This window comes from Sulfurovum sp. NBC37-1 (genome assembly GCF_000010345.1).
Classification (GTDB): Bacteria; Campylobacterota; Campylobacteria; order Campylobacterales; family Sulfurovaceae; genus Sulfurovum.
The window spans coordinates 2,158,334-2,175,999 of sequence record NC_009663.1 but is presented as its reverse complement, the minus strand read 5'-3'; the positions used below and the strand labels follow the sequence as shown (position 1 = coordinate 2,175,999).

At 46.2% G+C, this 17,666-nt stretch carries 15 protein-coding genes and 1 riboswitch; of the genes, 11 read left to right on the top strand and 4 right to left on the bottom strand.

The genetic code is table 11. The features are described 5' to 3' along the window. Positions 1–12 precede the first annotated feature (12 nt). Both SUN_RS10860 and SUN_RS10855 read left to right on the top strand, forming a co-directional pair. Positions 13–693, top strand: a complete 681-nt coding sequence (locus SUN_RS10860; protein WP_041672764.1) for a response regulator transcription factor — start codon at positions 13–15, stop codon at positions 691–693. Further along, positions 690–1,934 carry an ArsS family sensor histidine kinase gene (locus SUN_RS10855; protein WP_012083860.1) on the top strand — a complete coding sequence of 415 codons (1,245 nt, stop codon included), beginning with the start codon at positions 690–692 and terminating at the stop codon, positions 1,932–1,934. Before SUN_RS10860 ends, SUN_RS10855 begins: the two co-directional genes overlap by 4 nt. On the opposite strand, the gene SUN_RS10850 is transcribed toward SUN_RS10855, so the two are convergent. The 4 genes from SUN_RS10850 to hemB form a co-directional block, all read right to left on the bottom strand. Then, a complete protein-coding gene (locus SUN_RS10850; RefSeq protein WP_012083859.1) occupies positions 1,931–3,232 on the bottom strand; it encodes a (Fe-S)-binding protein in 1,302 nt (433 codons plus the stop codon). The genes SUN_RS10855 and SUN_RS10850 overlap by 4 nt on opposite strands. Before the next feature lie 13 nt (positions 3,233–3,245). Continuing rightward, complete coding sequence (hemN, locus tag SUN_RS10845; RefSeq protein ID WP_012083858.1) at positions 3,246–4,613, bottom strand: oxygen-independent coproporphyrinogen III oxidase; 1,368 nt, start codon at positions 4,611–4,613, stop codon at positions 3,246–3,248. 155 nt (positions 4,614–4,768) lie between these two features. Then, the gene (argF, locus tag SUN_RS10840; RefSeq protein WP_012083857.1) at positions 4,769–5,689 is read right to left on the bottom strand and encodes an ornithine carbamoyltransferase; all 921 of its coding nucleotides are present in this window, start codon (positions 5,687–5,689) and stop codon (positions 4,769–4,771) included. A 122-nt stretch (positions 5,690–5,811) separates the two neighbouring features. After that, positions 5,812–6,783, bottom strand: a complete 972-nt coding sequence (hemB, locus tag SUN_RS10835; RefSeq protein ID WP_012083856.1) for a porphobilinogen synthase — start codon at positions 6,781–6,783, stop codon at positions 5,812–5,814. Between the two features lie 92 nt (positions 6,784–6,875). Between hemB and ribA the strand changes: the two genes are divergently transcribed. The 9 genes from ribA to SUN_RS10790 all read left to right on the top strand — a co-directional run bounded on the left by ribA (position 6,876) and on the right by SUN_RS10790 (position 17,629). Continuing rightward, a complete protein-coding gene (ribA, locus tag SUN_RS10830; RefSeq protein WP_012083855.1) occupies positions 6,876–7,457 on the top strand; it encodes a GTP cyclohydrolase II in 582 nt (193 codons plus the stop codon). Positions 7,458–7,686: 229 nt separating this feature from the next. Then, positions 7,687–10,071 carry a proprotein convertase P-domain-containing protein gene (locus tag SUN_RS10825; RefSeq protein WP_012083854.1) on the top strand — a complete coding sequence of 795 codons (2,385 nt, stop codon included), beginning with the start codon at positions 7,687–7,689 and terminating at the stop codon, positions 10,069–10,071. Positions 10,072–10,082: 11 nt separating this feature from the next. Next, a complete protein-coding gene (locus tag SUN_RS10820; protein ID WP_012083849.1) occupies positions 10,083–10,760 on the top strand; it encodes a hypothetical protein in 678 nt (225 codons plus the stop codon). Between the two features lie 87 nt (positions 10,761–10,847). Then, on the top strand, positions 10,848–11,231 hold the full coding sequence (locus SUN_RS10815; protein ID WP_012083852.1) for a hypothetical protein: 384 nt from the start codon (positions 10,848–10,850) through the stop codon (positions 11,229–11,231). 83 nt (positions 11,232–11,314) lie between these two features. Beyond that, a riboswitch (cyclic di-GMP riboswitch) is annotated at positions 11,315–11,413 on the top strand. 58 nt (positions 11,414–11,471) lie between these two features. After that, positions 11,472–14,171, top strand: a complete 2,700-nt coding sequence (locus SUN_RS13815) for a hypothetical protein (RefSeq protein WP_012083850.1) — start codon at positions 11,472–11,474, stop codon at positions 14,169–14,171. A gap of 11 nt (positions 14,172–14,182) precedes the next feature. Then, a complete protein-coding gene (locus SUN_RS10805) occupies positions 14,183–14,860 on the top strand; it encodes a hypothetical protein (protein WP_012083849.1) in 678 nt (225 codons plus the stop codon). Positions 14,861–14,905: 45 nt separating this feature from the next. Further along, positions 14,906–15,085 carry a hypothetical protein gene (locus tag SUN_RS10800; protein WP_041672763.1) on the top strand — a complete coding sequence of 60 codons (180 nt, stop codon included), beginning with the start codon at positions 14,906–14,908 and terminating at the stop codon, positions 15,083–15,085. Positions 15,086–15,119: 34 nt separating this feature from the next. Continuing rightward, entirely contained in the window at positions 15,120–16,739 is a 1,620-nt protein-coding gene (locus tag SUN_RS10795) for an asparagine synthetase B family protein (protein ID WP_012083848.1), read from the top strand. Continuing rightward, positions 16,736–17,629, top strand: coding sequence for a hypothetical protein (locus SUN_RS10790; RefSeq protein WP_012083846.1), 894 nt, complete (start codon positions 16,736–16,738; stop codon positions 17,627–17,629). The genes SUN_RS10795 and SUN_RS10790 overlap by 4 nt, the downstream gene beginning before the upstream one ends. The last annotated feature ends 37 nt before the right edge of the window (positions 17,630–17,666 follow it).

The window sequence follows — 17,666 nt, the reverse complement described above, 5'->3', positions numbered from 1 at the left end:
AAGGAAAGAGCTATCATAAAGATATTGATTATAGAAGATGACCCGGAACTGGCGCTCATCCTGACGAACTACCTTACCAAGTACGATATGGAGGTTATCGGTGCGGAAGACCCTTATATCGGGCTCTCCCTACTGACACAGCATGATTTTGACCTGATCATCCTTGACCTCACTCTTCCCGGGATGGATGGGCTCGAAGTGATCCCCAAGATCAGGGAAATCACCAATATCCCGATCATCATTTCATCTGCACGCGACGATATTACCGATAAAGTGATCGGTATGGAACGCGGGGCAGATGACTATATGCCAAAACCCTATGACCCGAGAGAGCTTGTGACACGGATTAAAACGATCCTGAGACGTACACACAGTGTGGATGAGAAGAAGGAGAAAAAAGAGGAGATATTCGTTGCCGATCCACAAGCACATACGATTACTTTTAGGGGACACCTGCTCGATCTTACCGCAGCGGAGTACGATGTACTCGGCATGCTCATCCAGCACAAGAACGGTTCCGTATCACGTGAACAGCTGCTCTATGAGAGTGAACACATCGATGATGATAGCTCCATCAAGAATATCGATGTGATCATCTCCCGTATCAGGCAGAAGATCGCCAAGATCGATCCGGACCATATCTATATCAAACCTATACGCGGTGTAGGATACCTTCTGACAGACCGTGTATGAAAAACATTTCCGTAACCGCGTTCATACATATTCTCTTCTCGGTAGCGATAGCCATTCTGCTTGCCACCTTTTTGCTCTTCCTCTCCTGGGATAAAGATCGCCAGAAGATCGAAGAGTTCAAGCGTTACCAGCTTATCTCTATTACTTTCCTTTCCAACCTGAGACTCAACCCTTCAGAGGAAGAACTTGAAAAACTGTATGAGAAACTGCATGTCAGTCCTGTGAGCAAGGAAGAGGTCGAACTGATCAAGAATGAGATCAAAAAAGATGGAAAGACGATCTTCAGCGGCGGTTCCCTTGCCGGAAGGGTCAGGGTCTTCAATATTAACGATACCCACTATATCTATGTGCAGAGAATGTCCTACAATCTGATGCTGCGTGATGACAAGCCGGAGGATTACAAGTTCGAGATAGCGATGGTCACGGGGGTTTTCCTGATCCTGCTGCTTCTATTGCTCTATCTGGCAGTCCTGAAAAAACTCTATCCGCTCAAAAGACTGCATAAAGAGATACAGCGCTTCGCCCAGGGTGACATGAATATACTTATCAGCTATGAACATGATGATGAGATAGGGAAGATCGCCAAGAGTTTCGACGATGCCATAAGGCATATCAATGAGTTGAGCAACTCGAAGAACCTTTTTATGCGCAATATGATGCATGAGCTTAAAACGCCTATTACCAAAGGACGTATCGTTGCGGAGATGCTTGAGGATGAGGCGACTAAAAAGATATTGGTACGTGCTTTTGAACGTATGAACGAACTTATCTCTGAACTGGCCGAGGTTGAAAGGGTCACGACACAAAGTTTTGAACCCAGTATGGAGTACGTGACTCTTGAGGAGGTGATCAAAAAGAGTGAAGAGATGCTGATGGCTGAAAAGAGCTGTGTAAAGATAGAGATCGAGAATAAAGCATTGACTACTGACATCAAGTTCATGGCACTGGCGATCAAAAACCTTTTGGACAACGGTATCAAATACAGTCAAGACAAATGTGTTTTATTGTATACCAATAAAAATATTATAGAGGTACATTCGAAAGGAAAGGCACTGCAGCATCCTCTGCACTACTATACGGAACCATTCTCACAGGAAGAGAAACGCAGCAGCGGATTCGGCTTGGGATTGTATATTGTGAGCAGTATTTTGATCAAGCTTGGGTATAAGCTTAGGTACCGCTATGAAGAGGGGATGAACATCTTTATGATCGAACCCGATATGAAGCGGCGCTTCGGTTAATCCCTTAGTGCCTCCGCGATCAGCTCAAGCGGATTTTTGAAGATCGTCTCCACTCCCGCATTGTGCATCGATTCGCTGATCTGAACACGGCAGGCGGAACATTCCGCAGAGACGTAGTGTGCCTTGGTCTCTTCGATCATGGCTGCTTTGGGTTTTCCAGCTGCTTCGGCAAAGTGGAACTTTTCTGTCTGCATGGTTACTCCGCCAAAGCCGCAGCATCTGTTGGGGTCTGACATTTCGACCATCGGGTAGTTCGGTGCAAGGAGGTTGCGGGGCTCTTCGTAGATCCCCTGTACTTTCCTGGCATGGCAGGGGTCATGGTATGTGACTACTTCATCGAAACGTTTGCCTTTTGCTTCAAGCATCTCTTTGAGATTGGTGTTGTCATGCAGCCATACGGTCGCCATGTATATCTTTTCACCCACTTTCCTGGCTCTGGCTTCCCAGTCGGGCATATCATGATTTTTGAAGAAGACCTGCCAGTCATGTTTGACCATCGCTGAACAGGTTGCCTCTGGAATGAGCATCGCATCGCATTCATCCATGAAGCTCTCGAAATATTCGATATTCTTTTTAGTCATATATTCTACTGAAGAGACATCCCCTGTAAAGTAGGCAGGTGCCCCGCAGCAAAGTTGCTCTTTGGGAATGAAGATATCGATATTGAGCTTCCCCAGTATCTCTACCAGGCCGTTCCCGATACCTTCATAATTGTAGTTGCCCAGACAACCGATGAATATGGCAACACGGGGGTTTTTCTGTTTCTGCTCGGGTGCGGGTATCTCTTCGGGGTATGTGTTGAGAAAAGAGGTCTTCATCATCGAGGGGATGAGACGGTCCTTTTTCATCATCGGCAGTGAAAATCTGGCCCTGAGCCCTCGGCCTTTGTCATCTTCTGCCAGAGCACAGGTCTTGAACATAAAACCGAATTTCATGACAAAGTCCATGATCTTCCGGTGACGAAGCAGGAAGAAAAATCCTCTTTTGAACCAGGCGATGCCGTATTTGTCGGCGATGTCCGCCCGTACCTCTTCTATGACCATATCGGTAGGGAGAGAGTTGGGGCAGACATCGACACAGTTTGTACAGAGAAAACAGCTCTCGAAGATATCTTTCGCATTTTTGTCCAGTTCAAGCTGTCCCCTCTGGTACGCACCGAGAAGATCGATAAACCCGCGTGGAGATGTGGTCTCATCCGGGTTGATCTGGTGGATCGTACAGACAGGGATGCACTTACCGCATTTGATACAGTCGTCACTGGTAGCAGTAAAGTTGAAAATCTCTTCTGGTTTTTTCAAAGCTCTTCCTCTTTTATACAGTTTTTGAAAAACTCTTTTTGTTTCCACCGTATTGATGCATGTAGGCATCGAACGGCATGGCGATATTCCGGATCAGCAGGGTTCCTGTGGTTCCTACGGAAATTTTTTCATCAGTGACCGTAATGAGGTCGGCATCTACGAACTCCTGCAGCTCTTCGAGTGCATTGGCAAAGTACTCTTTGAAATTGATGCCGTGTTCTTTTTCTACACGTTTAATATCGATGGAGAAGTTCGCCATCAGTTCCATGATGACCGCTTTGCGCAGGTAATCGTCTTCGCTGAGCTCCACCCCTCTTTCAAAAGGGAGTTTTCCTGCTTCAATGGCAGCTTCATAGGCCTTCATATCTTTGGTATTCTGTGCATAGTAGTGACTTCCTTCCCCGATACTCGTTAATCCTATACCGATGAGGTTTGCGCCGCCTTTGGTGGTGTAACCCTGGAAGTTTCTGTGCAGTTCGCCTTTTGCAATGGCAGAGAAGAGTTCATCTTCGGGTTTGGCAAAGTGGTCCATTCCTACCATTTTATACCCGTTGCTCTCAAAAAAGTCAATAGTATACTGGAAGATCTGCAGTTTGACATCCGGTGCCGGCAGGGTGGTCTCGTCGAACTTACGCATGGTCTTCTTCATCCATGGAACATGGGCGTAGTTGAAAACCGCCAATCTGTCAGGGCTGAGGGTAAAGGCTTCCTGAAGTGTCTTTTTGAAACTCTCGAACGTCTGGTACGGCAGGCCGTAGATCAGGTCGACATTGATGGAATTGATACCGTATTTCCTGGCAAGGTCCACGGCTGCCTTGGTGATCTCATAGGGTTGGATACGGTGGATCTCCTGCTGCACCTTTGGGTCGAAGTCCTGTACACCGAAAGAGATACGGTTAAAACCGTGTTTCTGAAAGACTTTCATCTGCTCCTCGTTAAAGAACCTCGGGTCGATCTCACAGCTGATCTCTGCATCTTCACTCCAGTTAGGGAAAGTCTTCTTCACATAAGTGACGATCTCGTCAAGCTCGAATGCTTTGTAAAAGGTCGGTGTACCTCCGCCAAAGTGAAACTGGATGACTTTGCGGTTCGTATCGAGATGCTCTGCAAGGATGTCTATCTCTTTTTTGAGATACTCAATGTATTGGCTGAGTTTCTCTTCCTTGGAAGTAAAGACCACGTTGCATCCGCAAAAGTAACACGCACTTCGGCAGAACGGCAGGTGTATGTAGAGTGAAAGCTTGTCCGTACCCTCATCGAGGTATTTCAGGTATCTATCATAGGTGAAATCATCATTGAACTCCAGTGCGGTAGGGTAAGAGGTATATCTCGGCCCCGGTTTGGAGTATTTGCTGAATTTTTCGAAATCGATGTTGCTCATTTGTTTCCTTTGGAAAAAGCGTTTAGCGTTTAGCGTTTAGCATTTAGAGAAAATTATTCTGTATGCTTTTTTCACTCAACAAACCTGATACGCTCTGTATTAATTGTTTCATTTTTTCTTAACGCTCAGCGCTTAGCGCTAAACACTTGGCTGGATCAGCAGTGCTGATCCAGCCACACCATGATCCCCTTCTGGGCATGGAGTCTGTTCTCTGCTTCGGTAAAGATGACCTCTGCATGTTTTTCAAAGGTCTCTTCGCTCACTTCATAGCCACGGTATGCCGGCAGGCAGTGGAGGAAGATGGCATCGGATTTGGCCAGTGACATCATAGCTTCATCCACCATATAACCTTCGAATGCTTTGAGACGGATCTCTTTTTCATCTTCCTGTCCCATGGAGACCCAGGTATCGGTGGTGACGACATCGCACCCTTTCACCGCTTCTTTTGGATCATTTCCGAAGGTGATCTTCGCGCCGCTCTCTTTGGCGATCTCCATCGCATCTGCAACGATGTCAGGGTCGCATTCGTAGCCTTTCGGTGTGGCCACCCTCAGCTCAAAACCGAGTTTCGCCGCCAGCATCAACCAGGAGTGGGTCATGTTGTTCCCGTCACCGACATAGGCACAGATAGGATCGTCCGCTTTGCCGAACTCTATCATCGTCAGGTAGTCCGTCATCAACTGTACAGGATGGTAGGAATCCGTCAATCCGTTGATGACCGGTACTTTGGAGTAGGCAGCGAACTCTTCGAGCTTTGACTGTTCGAACGTACGTATCATTACCATATCGACCATGCGGCTGATAACCCTTGAAGTATCTTTCATCGGCTCACCCCGTCCCAGCTGTATGTCATTGGCGGAGAGGAAAAGCCCGATACCGCCAAGCTGGTAGATCCCGGTCTCGAAACTCACACGTGTACGTGTGGAACTCTTCTCGAAGATCATTCCGAGCGTCTGTCTCTCCAGGTAGGGAACGAATTGCTTCTGCTTGGTCTGTGCCTTGATCTTCTGTGCCAAAGCGATCATTTCCAAAAGTTCTTCTTTGTTGAAGTCTTTAAGCGTTAAAAAGTGTCTCATTGGACTGCCTTCTTATCCTACTCACGTATGGATAGTAAAATTTAAAAGAGATTATTTTACCATAAATGGCTTGAAAGTTATGAAATTAATTATTGTCGGGGTGAGGGCACCCCGATCTACAGTTATTTCTGCAGTAAAATCGCCGCCTCTTTGGCATGATAGGTGATGATGATATCCGCACCCGCACGCTTGAAACCGAGCAGTGTCTCCATCATGACCTTGTCGTAGTCAATGACACCGGCTTTGGCCGCCATTTTGAGCATGGAGTATTCGCCGCTGACGTTGTAGACCGCTAGAGGCAGGCTGACGTTGTTCTTGACATCGCGTATGACATCCATGTAGGCCAGGGCCGGTTTGACCATGAGTATGTCCGCGCCTTCCTGTTCGTCGGCGACACTCTCCGCGATGGCTTCCCTGCGGTTGGCCGGATTCATCTGGTAGCTTCTTCGGTCTCCGAAAGAAGGCGAGCTTTCCGCGACATCCCTGAACGGTCCGTAGTAGGCTGAAGCGAATTTGGTCGAGTAGCTCATGACAGGCAGGTTGACAAAACCTGCGCCATCAAGCCCTTTTCTTATCGCCTGTATCATTCCGTCCATCATGCCACTTGGTGCGATCATGTCAACACCTGCTTTGGCGTGTACCACGGCCTGCTTGGCCAGGTTGTCAAGTGTAATGTCATTGTCAACCGTTTCCAGAACAGGGTCGAGTACACCGCAGTGTCCATGGTCCGTATATTCGCAGAAACAGAGATCGGTGACAACGAATATGTCGGGATGTGCCGCTTTGACCGCTCTGACCGTTTCGGCAATGATCCCATGCTCGCACATGGCATCTGACCCTACAGAATCTTTCACATCAGGAATACCAAAAAGAATGATGGCCCTAATGCCGAGTTTCTTGAGTACGTCACACTCTTTGACGATCTCATCAATGCTCATCTGGTAAACTCCCGGCATGGAAGCCACTTCGTCTTTGATGCCTTCGCCGCTTCTGGCAAAGAGTGGATACATAAAGTCATTGACACTCAAATGTGTCTCCTGCAAAAGGTCTCTGAGGACAGGGTTGATTCTTTTTCTTCTAAAACGTGCGAACATAATCTTACTCACCTTTGAAATAAATTGGGGTATTTTACACTAATTATGAATTGTTAATTATTAATTGTTAATTGTTTCTGTATAATTCCGGCATGAAAAACATAGAGATATCACAAATCGCTACTTTACCGACCAAATACGGCACCTTTAAAATACAGGCATTCAAAGAGATAACCGACTGTGACGATGGCAAAGAACATTTGGCCGTCTTTACCGAGGATCTTGCAGAAACTCCCATTGTACGTGTTCATTCGGAATGCTTGACGGGTGATGCGCTTGGGTCTGCCAAGTGTGACTGCGGAGAACAGCTGCATTTTGCCCTGGAGCTCATCGCAAAAGAAGGCGGCATGCTCATCTACCACCGCCAGGAAGGCAGGAATATCGGCCTGCTTAACAAAGTCAATGCCTATGCCCTGCAGGATAAAGGCTACAATACAGTCGAAGCCAACCATCAGCTGGGCTTTTCCGCCGATGAGAGGACGTATGAGATCGTCGAATACATTCTGAACCATTTTGGCATCAAAAAGCTCAGGCTTCTGACTAACAACCCAAAGAAAATAGAAAGCCTTCCCCGCATAGACATAGTTGAACGCATCCCCATACAGATCGAACCCAACCCGTACAATGAGAAGTATCTCAAAACGAAAAAAGATGAGCTGGGGCATCTGCTTTAAGCATACGAGACAGTCAATTTACGCTCCCCACGTTTAATAATTGATTAATAACCAAAGAGATATAATTAATAATATATACTAAAAGAGAAAGCCTCCCTGTTGCGGAGCAGGTCCGGAAAGCTATGGGTCTGTGAGCTGTCATGTGACAGCAGATAAAAAGATCGCCAGGTTGCCTAATAAAAAAGTTTAAATAGTGTGAGTGTAATTCACTTACAGATAAGGGGTAATAATGAAAAAAACATACAAAATAATACTGAAACAGTTTTTGTTTCTGGGAATGATGCTGGCTGGAAGCTCGGTATCTGCTGCGACACTGGACTGGAATACAGTGGGATGGTCTCCGGCAGGTTCCTTGACCCAATCTTACACGGATGTTGATAGTTCAAAGGTCAATATTGATGTTACGATGACAGAGGACACAGATAGATATAACAGTGGTGTTCCTTCAGTTAATAGTACCTATGGATTGGACTACTACGTAAATTATAGTTCTAATACACAAAAAATTAAAACAACAATCACTTTTTCTTCTCCTGTAAAAATCAGCTTTTTGCGCTGGATAGATATAGATTCAGGAAATCCTTCTACTGACTTTGACGATAGAGTGATCGTTACTGCAAAAGATACTTCCGGGGCAACGGTTTATCCAAGTAGTGAAACTCTGGGTGATCATATTGATAAAAATGGTCCCGGAGATTATGAATCAGACGGTACTACTCTTAATGATGATGATCCAGATGGTTACGTAACGGTGGCATTTGAAGATGTTTATGTAACCGAGGTCTCTTTTGATTATACGAATGGTAGCAATGCTCAAAGTGATCCTAATAATCAGGGTATTTATTTGGCCAATATCACTTTTGATGCACTTGATTCAGATGGTGATGGTATTGCAGATGTCAAAGATATCGACGATGACAACGACGGGATTTTGGATGTGGATGAGAGTACACCTGCTGTAACGGAATCAAATACAGCATCGGGAACGATCCCTGATAATGGGTATCCTAATACCTGTCTGGATAGAACGTTCGATATACAAGATAGCGGTATAGTTAATGATGTAACGATCAAAGTAGATATTGCGCACACGTGGAGAAATGATCTGATCGTTCAGTTGATTTCTCCCTTTGGTACAGCGGTTGATCTGATACGAAATGAAGGTGGTAGTCACAATAATTTGAGTGCAACCTTTTTCGATGCGGCGACAACCTCCATTGTAGGGGATACGACGGATTTTACATTGGGCTCTTTTTTGCCCAGACAACCCGAGCAGGCGTTAAGTGCGTTCAATGGAGAGGATCCGCAGGGTACTTGGACGCTGCATATGTGTGATGACGCAAGTCAAGATACGGGAACTTTTAATGAGGCGAATCTTACCATCAACTATGTAAATGAACTGGATAGCGATAACGATGGTATTATTGACTGCCTCGACCTCGACAGCGACAACGACGGCATCCCGGATAACGTGGAAGCACAGCCGACTGCCACCTATGACGAACCGGATTCTGCCTGGGCTGATGCCGACGGTGACGGGCTGGCGGACCAGTACGACACCGACAGCGGAGGCACAGCAGTGACACCTTCGGATACTGATGGGGACGGTATCCCCGATTATCTCGACAGCGACAGCGACAACGACGGCTACACCGACTGTGAAGAGGGTAACAGTGTTGCCACGGGCTGTCCGATCACCCCGGGCGATACCGCTTCGACAAAGACAGGCCTTGTCAGCTGGGCACAGGGAAGCCTGGGTGATGTCTACTGGGATACAACCAACAGTGCCTCAGTATCAAACGGCAATGTCGATGACCCATCAAATGATCTCTTCAATGAAACAGGAGACACATCTGAAGTAGGCTACCGCGAATTCCTCTGCGGGAAAAACCGAACCACACTCACACACTTCCAATGGAAGATCGTCAGCTTCTGTTGCGCCACGGGTTCGAACCATATCGAAGACCTTCTTGGCGGCGACTTGGGTGCCTACGGTACCGACTGGGTCGTGTTCAAGCAGAGCGGAACAGACCAGTATGAGATCAACAGCGGCCATAAAAATACTACCAAAGCACAGCTTGCTGCCACAGACACGGTAGTGCCAGGAAAAGGCTACTGGATCATTGCAGACCTCGGAGGGGCAGGAAATGAAAAAAACATCACGATCGATAAAACACTTTCGAACCTGAGTCCCGCTTCAACGGTTACTTCTTCATCAGTAGGTATCACTAATCCCGACTTTACAGAAGTACACGAATACCTGCTGCCCAAAAATGAAGTCAGTGACCCTAATACGGTCGATTACAAGAAATATATGGCAGGCAACCCCTTCCCGTACGCATTTCAGCTCTCTGATCTCTATTTCAAGCACAATGCGGGTGGAATGTCTTACAATGAGATGGGCAATACAGCCAATGACAACTATATCAACAAGATCGTCTATAAACATGACAGTAATAAAACAGGCCCTGTGAGCGGTTACATGGCAGTAGACCCTGCAACCCCGGGCTTTGATGGTTCCATTCAACCAATGGAAGGATTCTTCATCAAGATAGAGAAGAACCAGACCGATAATTATGTCAACCATTTCGCTTACCCGCTGATGAACAAGTAAAGGAGCAAACAATGCAAAACAAAAAAACAAAGATACTTCTTGTCCTCGCAATGCTGCTGATGATAGGCGGTACCATGCTCCAGGCAGGAAGTGGTAAAAGCGTACAAAAAACACAAAAAGCCAAAAAAGCAGGATGGTACATGCGTACGAGAGTATCCGCCACCGCAGAGGACGGTAGCGTCTATGAACATAACAGTGCAGGTGTCTTCGGCGAGCTTAAACAAAGTAAAGCCAAAAAAGACAGACATGATGTCGCTGCATACGGTCCTGCAGTACTTCAGGTGGTCTTCCCCCATTACGACTGGGAAGAGGGTGATGCCGGTGACTACTGGAGTGACTACCGAAAATACAAAAAGGCAAGAGCAGACAAAAGAGCCGTCTGGACCTTCCAGGTCAAAAACCAGAAAACAGTCGATCTCTCAAACGCAGAGATCCACATCAAGCTTGATGATGCCATAAAAGTGAACTATATCAAAGAGAACGGAAACGTAAGATACATAGAGATCGGAACAGACAAAAAGATGAAGAAGAGATTTATCCTAGTCGATGTGGACAACCACCAGACCTACAGTGTGGATGAACTCGAATACGCCAACCTCTCAATGGACGGCAACCATACCAGGACCTTCAGATGGGTCAGGGGTGATGTTAGGAAAAAAGACTTTAAGCCGGTTGTGTTGCCGGAGTAGGTCTTGTCCCACCAAAGATTAAAGTCCAACTTGGATGGCAATGTTAGAAGGTGACATAAGTAAATTGAACTGGAAAGGAAGTATAGTATGCCAAAAGAAAGAATGCTGATCTATGGAGTGATTCTCCTTGTGTTGGCTGTGATCGGTTACTTTAAGTACAGTGGCGCAGAGAGTGAAAAACATGCTGTAACGCATAAAACGGTAAAACAAGAACGAAAAGTATCTGCCGCCAAGGTAAATACTGCAAAAGCAGATGAAAGGTCAGAGCCTGTAGAGGATGTTGTATCTGAGACTAAAGAAAAGAGTGTTTCTGCTGAGAATCCGAAGATGTCTGATGCAAATGATGAGGAGGAAGCGGAAGATGAAACCCCTTCGGTCAAACGAAGCCAGCTTATAGGCGGTGCGGATGTGGAGTGGATAGAACCCAAGCCAAAAGACCCGGACAACAAATTTGGTGAACCTCCTTTGTAAAAGTTGTAGGTTTGGCACGGCCAAACCTACATTTTATATTAAATTCAACCTAAATTAGATAAAATAGTAGGAATTTAAAGAATGAAAGAAAACGCCACCCCTGTTGCGAAGCAGGTTCGGAAAGCTATGGGTCTTTGATGCTGTCGCCTGGCAGCAGACGAGAAGATCGCCAGGTTGCCTAAATAGAAAAAATTTATACGCTGTATTAAGTATAATTTGCTTGCAGAGAAGAGGCAATTAATGAAAAATACATACAAAACAATACTGAAACGATTATTAGTTATGGGAATGACACTGGCTGGAAGCTCGGTATTTGCCGCGACACTGGATTGGAGTAGCCAGGGAGGATGGGATGCCGGCGATCTTTCAAAAAATTATACCAATGTGGATGGTAGTCACATCGATGTGGATGTTGATATTACCGGAAACACGGGTAGGTTCGAAAATAATGAGCCTAATGATATAACTGACAGTGTCGATACATCGCTGGATCTTGATGTGAATTTTAACACCAAAACGGAAAGCGTAACGACGACATTGTATTTTTCCCAGCCTATACAGATTACCAAACTGCGAATTCGAGATATTGATTATGCGGACCAGTTTTTGGGTGCTAAATTTGAGGATCGCGTTATTATCAAAGCGGCAGATGATGATGGGAATGTATATGAGCCTGACAATGTGGCAAAAGGTTCGCATATTGATGAAAACAGTGCAGGAGACTATGAAAGTGACCAGTCAGGGCCTCTTGATGATGATGATCCAGATGGATATGTCACGATGCAGTTTAGCAATGAGTATATCACTGAACTCAATGTTACATATACTTCAGGAACTAATGTACCGCGGAATAATCCGACAGAGCAGCATGTCCTTTTGGACAATATAGATTTTCATGCGAAAGATACCGACGGTGATGGCGTAGCGGATTTTTGGGACATCGACGATGACAATGACGGAATCTTGGATGCCGTGGAGATACAGGGTGCTGGTAACTGTGCTTATGGTTTCTTCCATATGATCGATGGTGTATTAAATGTGTTTGATCCTGAAAATGAGGTTTATTTACCTATAGGAGGGCAGAAAGCAAGTATCAATGCGATGGGCTTTGATGATCAAAGCGGTAAACTCTACGCATCGGTGCGTGCAGCTACGACCGATGATTATGGTACTTCACTTGTAAAAAATGATGTGATAGAGATAGATCGTTACAGTGGCAAGATTAAAAAAGCCAATACGATCAATAACAGCAAAATCGACAGCTATGCGGCAGATTTTTATAATGGAGCACTTTATGCACGCAAAAGTACAACTAAGTTATACAAGTGGATAAAAAGTGGTGACATACTGAGTGAGATAACATTTACTTCTGGATCGGAAAATGCTGCTGACTTTGCCATAGATGATTCAAGCGGTACAGTTATGGCATACGGGTTACGATCAACTAGTCAGACATCAGGAAGTGCAGATAATACAAGACTATATAAAATAAATCTTAGCAACAATACCAGTACCAATGTTAAGCTAACTGTTACAACGCCGGATGGGGCTGATTTGAGTAAAGGATGGGGTGCAACATTTATAGCAGACAACAGTAAATTGTTTGCAGCCAATAATAATGGATACATTTATGAGATTGTCGATTATGATACTGCTACTCCGACCGCAACATTTCTCTATCGTTCGGTTCCAACCGGTAATAATGATGGTGCAAGTTGTCCTGATGCCAACCAGTATGCTGTAGACAGTGACGGTGATGGAATCGATGACTATCTCGACCTCGACAGTGATAACGACGGTATTCCGGACAATGTAGAAGCGCAGCCAACTTCAGGCTACGATGCACCTGATTCTACTTGGACAGATGACGATGGTGACGGCTTGGCAGATCAATATGATCATAATACTGCAGGCGTCGTGGGCAGTAACGGCCTGATCCCACCGGATAAAGATGGAGACAATACTGCCGACTTCCTCGACAGCGACAGCGACAACGACGGCTACACCGACTGCGAAGAAGGTAGAAATCAGCCTGTTTGTACGCCCAACCCGACTGTACGAGATAACGGTATGCCAACATGGTACTATAACGATGATGATTATAATCACGTAAATGGTTACATAACAGATCCTGACCCAGACGATGGCGGAAATATTCAGGACGAAGTCACGGGCAACCACGAAGCCGCCTACCGCGAATTCCTCTGCGGGAAAAACCGAACCACACTCACACACTTCCAATGGAAGATCGTCAGCTTCTGTTGCGCCACGGGTTCGAACCATATCGAAGACCTTCTTGGCGGCGACTTGGGTGCCTACGGTACCGACTGGGTCGTGTTCAAGCAGAGCGGAACAGACCAGTATGAGATCAACAGCGGCCATAAAAATACTACCAAAGCACAGCTTGCTGCCACAGACACGGTAGTGCCAGGAAAAGGCTACTGGATCATTGCAGACCTCGGAGGGGCAGGAAATGAAAAAAACATCACGATCGATAAAACACTTTCGAACCTGAGTCCCGCTTCAACGGTTACTTCTTCATCAGTAGGTATCACTAATCCCGACTTTACAGAAGTACACGAATACCTGCTGCCCAAAAATGAAGTCAGTGACCCTAATACGGTCGATTACAAGAAATATATGGCAGGCAACCCCTTCCCGTACGCATTTCAGCTCTCTGATCTCTATTTCAAGCACAATGCGGGTGGAACGTCTTACAATGAGATGGGCAATACAGCCAATGACAACTATATCAACAAGATCGTCTATAAACATGACAGTAATAAAACAGGCCCTGTGAGCGGTTACATGGCAGTAGACCCTGCAACCCCGGGCTTTGATGGTTCCATTCAACCAATGGAAGGATTCTTCATCAAGATAGAGAAGAACCAGACCGATAATTATGTCAACCATTTCGCTTACCCGCTGATGAACAAGTAAAGGAGCAAACAATGCAAAACAAAAAAACAAAGATACTTCTTGTCCTCGCAATGCTGCTGATGATAGGCGGTACCATGCTCCAGGCAGGAAGTGGTAAAAGCGTACAAAAAACACAAAAAGCCAAAAAAGCAGGATGGTACATGCGTACGAGAGTATCCGCCACCGCAGAGGACGGTAGCGTCTATGAACATAACAGTGCAGGTGTCTTCGGCGAGCTTAAACAAAGTAAAGCCAAAAAAGACAGACATGATGTCGCTGCATACGGTCCTGCAGTACTTCAGGTGGTCTTCCCCCATTACGACTGGGAAGAGGGTGATGCCGGTGACTACTGGAGTGACTACCGAAAATACAAAAAGGCAAGAGCAGACAAAAGAGCCGTCTGGACCTTCCAGGTCAAAAACCAGAAAACAGTCGATCTCTCAAACGCAGAGATCCACATCAAGCTTGATGATGCCATAAAAGTGAACTATATCAAAGAGAACGGAAACGTAAGATACATAGAGATCGGAACAGACAAAAAGATGAAGAAGAGATTTATCCTAGTCGATGTGGACAACCACCAGACCTACAGTGTGGATGAACTCGAATACGCCAACCTCTCAATGGACGGCAACCATACCAGGACCTTCAGATGGGTCAGGGGTGATGTTAGGAAAAAAGACTTTAAGCCGGTTGTGTTGCCGGAGTAGGTTCTACGGTAACAGTCTTATTATGAAAAAACAGGAAAATATAAAATGATAGAAAAAAACCATTCGGATTTCTCAGGAGAAACAGAGAGACAAAAGAAACCGTATTCTTCTCCGAAAATAGAAATAATAGCGAATGTGAGAATGGCAACAAAAGGATCCACAATAGGCGGTACTGATAGTGGTGGGCAAAGTGCCAATGTTCCGTCAGATCCAGGTGGCTGGTAATTCGTAAAAAAAACAGTAAGATAATGTGATATAGTTGAATAGTATTTTTATTGCTTATTTAGTGAATGGGAATGGTGAAAAAAGCCATTCCGATCAGGAAAGGACTATTAAAGAAAGCTACTATCGCTATGGCAAAAGATTACCGGCCAAATTAAAAGGAGCATTCGCTTTCGCCTTTTACGACACTGAAAGCAAACAGACATTCTGCGCGCGCGACCCACTCGGGATAGCGCCGCTGTACTATACGAAAACCCCGGAGGGGTACCGTTTCGCCTCGGATATAGGAGAACTTCTCTCCCTCCCTTCCGTTTCCAAAAAACCGAATCTCCGTTCCATGCAAACCATGATGCAATGTTTTGCAGTAGACTATCATGAGACGATGTATGAAGGGATTTACCGTTTGCCTTCCGGGCACAGTATGACCATCGAGAACGGGGAAAAGCAGATAGAACGCTACTGGTTTCCCGAAAAAATCGAGATAGACTACGGCATCGATGAAAAGGTGGCGGCACAAAGATTAGAAGCACTGTTTGAACAGGCAGTCGAGAGGTCAACCTCTTCGCCGGAAGAGACTGCCTTTGAACTGAGCGGAGGACTTGATTCCGCTTCGGTCGTTTCCCTGCTGGCGCTGAAGAAAGGCTCCGGGCAGATCGACAGTTATTCGATGGATTTCGGACTGCTTGCCTGCGATGAGGGTGCGTATGTGGATGCCGTGCTGGCAGAGTACCCTGTAAACCATCAAAAGATCCCTGTGGACAGTTTGGATTATCGTCAAAAGTATTCTTTGGAGTCGCTTTATGCTTTAAGCCCCCACTGGCCCATAGGCCTGACCTTTGCTATGCTGCTTCCCATGCTTGAAAAAATGAGAGAAGACGGAAAAAAAGTTGTGGTCAGCGGCCAGGGGGGCGACCACCTGTTTACCGGCACTCCCTATGTGCTGTATGACCTGTTCGCAAGAGGAAAACTTTCCGCAGCCTTCAGTGAAATGAGAACGCACCGCCGTCCCGGGAGTGCATTTAAATCTTATGTGCTTGCACCGCTTCTAGGGCAGAAGAACGTGCATCGGTTCAAAACACTTCTGGGAAGAAATGAAAGAAAAAACCGTTTTTGGGAGCAGTGTGAAATGGATGGCCTGCCAGAAGAAGCGGGCATCACAAACCCTGCATTCAAAGATGCGGTCGATATGGTTTCCTCTCCATACCACAGCACTGTTATGGATGGCAATATTTTCCACTGTGCCGAGCGTCATTTTGGCATTGAGTACCGTCACCCTTTCTTTGACAAAGAGTTGGTGGAGTTTGCGGTCTCGCTTCCGCCGGAGATGAAATACGCCAACCGGACGATCAAGCGGATATTGAGAAAGGCGATGAAAGGCATATTGCCCGAAAAGATCAACCAGCGCAGAGACAAAGCGGAATTTTCGGAACTCCTCTCCCAGCAGATGGAGGCGATAGACCTTAACGCGTTGCTTGGAGAGCCTCACATTGTCAGGCTCGGGCTGATCAGCCGGGCCGACATCGAGTGGTGCCTTGAAAAGTACCGAAACGGGAACCTGCGATATGTTTCCCGTTTGTGGATCATTGTCAATGTCGAGTATTGGTACAGGTATCATCGGTTCGGGAGGGAAGAGGCAAAGGGAGAAGAGAGCTTATGATACATGCGCACCGTTTCTTCTTTTCTGACCAGCCGCAGTTGCAGAAAGTGTATGATTCTTTTGATTTTCCCTCTCCGGAGAACGGCAGTGGCAATAGGGTCGAAGTAAGAGAGATCGGCACTTATGAAGGGTTTAAGAGGAGAAGTGCACTGGTATATCTGTCAGAACGGGGATGCTACTATTTGAGTAATACGCCGCCTGAGAAGATAGGAAAAGATGATGACTGGGGGCTGGAGGTAGAGAATGTTTTGAGCCTGGTATGGGAGAGTGAACACAGACGGATTCTGTATGGGAAGGGGAAGGCGTTCACCCCCAAACTGCTGCAGTTCTGGATCTATCATACCTTTTTCCCGATAGTACTCGAGCTGGAGAGAAGTTATAAAATGCTGCATGTAGGCGCCGTGGAGATAGGCGGAGGGCCAGTCTTTTTTTCCGCACCCTCCTTTGGCGGGAAATCGATACTTACGGACTATTTCATCAGGCAGGGGCATACCCTTTATGCGGATGATACGCTGCCGGTCAGAGAAGAGAACGGAAAGTATATCGCTTACCCTTCATTTCCCTACCACCGCCCCTACCGTCAACCTGAGACTCTTGGCCATCGTGCAGAGAACTTCGCTAGGAAACCCGCTCCCATAAAAGCGCTCTTCGAGCTAGAGCCGGCTGAACCGGATGCCCCAGTTGAAATAACCGTTCCCAAAGGCATCGGAAGGTTCAAAGCCTTTCTTTACAGCAGCTTCCTCAAGTTTACATTTATGAAAAAAGAGCGTTTCAATTTTTTTACACAGATGGCAATGCAGGTGCCCGTTTACCGTGTTTTGGTACCGTGGGACAAGGAACGCCTGCCTGAAGTCTATGAAGCCATCGTAAAGAAAAGCCGGGAACTGTAGGTTTTAACCTACTTGATTTTTCGCTAAAATACGTTAA

Excerpts from the sequence above, each read along its gene's own strand:
- hemB (WP_012083856.1), bottom strand. The coding sequence starts at position 6,783 with ATGTTCGCACGTTTTAGAAGAAAAAGAATCAACCCTGTCCTCAGAGAC.
- SUN_RS13815 (WP_012083850.1), top strand. The coding sequence starts at position 11,472 with ATGAAAAATACATACAAAACAATACTGAAACGATTATTAGTTATGGGA.
- argF (WP_012083857.1), bottom strand. The coding sequence starts at position 5,689 with ATGAGACACTTTTTAACGCTTAAAGACTTCAACAAAGAAGAACTTTTG.
- SUN_RS10800 (WP_041672763.1), top strand. The coding sequence starts at position 14,906 with ATGATAGAAAAAAACCATTCGGATTTCTCAGGAGAAACAGAGAGACAA.
- SUN_RS10820 (WP_012083849.1), top strand. The coding sequence starts at position 10,083 with ATGCAAAACAAAAAAACAAAGATACTTCTTGTCCTCGCAATGCTGCTG.
- SUN_RS10825 (WP_012083854.1), top strand. The coding sequence starts at position 7,687 with ATGAAAAAAACATACAAAATAATACTGAAACAGTTTTTGTTTCTGGGA.
- SUN_RS10815 (WP_012083852.1), top strand. The coding sequence starts at position 10,848 with ATGCCAAAAGAAAGAATGCTGATCTATGGAGTGATTCTCCTTGTGTTG.
- ribA (WP_012083855.1), top strand. The coding sequence starts at position 6,876 with ATGAAAAACATAGAGATATCACAAATCGCTACTTTACCGACCAAATAC.
- SUN_RS10790 (WP_012083846.1), top strand. The coding sequence starts at position 16,736 with ATGATACATGCGCACCGTTTCTTCTTTTCTGACCAGCCGCAGTTGCAG.
- hemN (WP_012083858.1), bottom strand. The coding sequence starts at position 4,613 with ATGAGCAACATCGATTTCGAAAAATTCAGCAAATACTCCAAACCGGGG.
- SUN_RS10805 (WP_012083849.1), top strand. The coding sequence starts at position 14,183 with ATGCAAAACAAAAAAACAAAGATACTTCTTGTCCTCGCAATGCTGCTG.
- SUN_RS10855 (WP_012083860.1), top strand. The coding sequence starts at position 690 with ATGAAAAACATTTCCGTAACCGCGTTCATACATATTCTCTTCTCGGTA.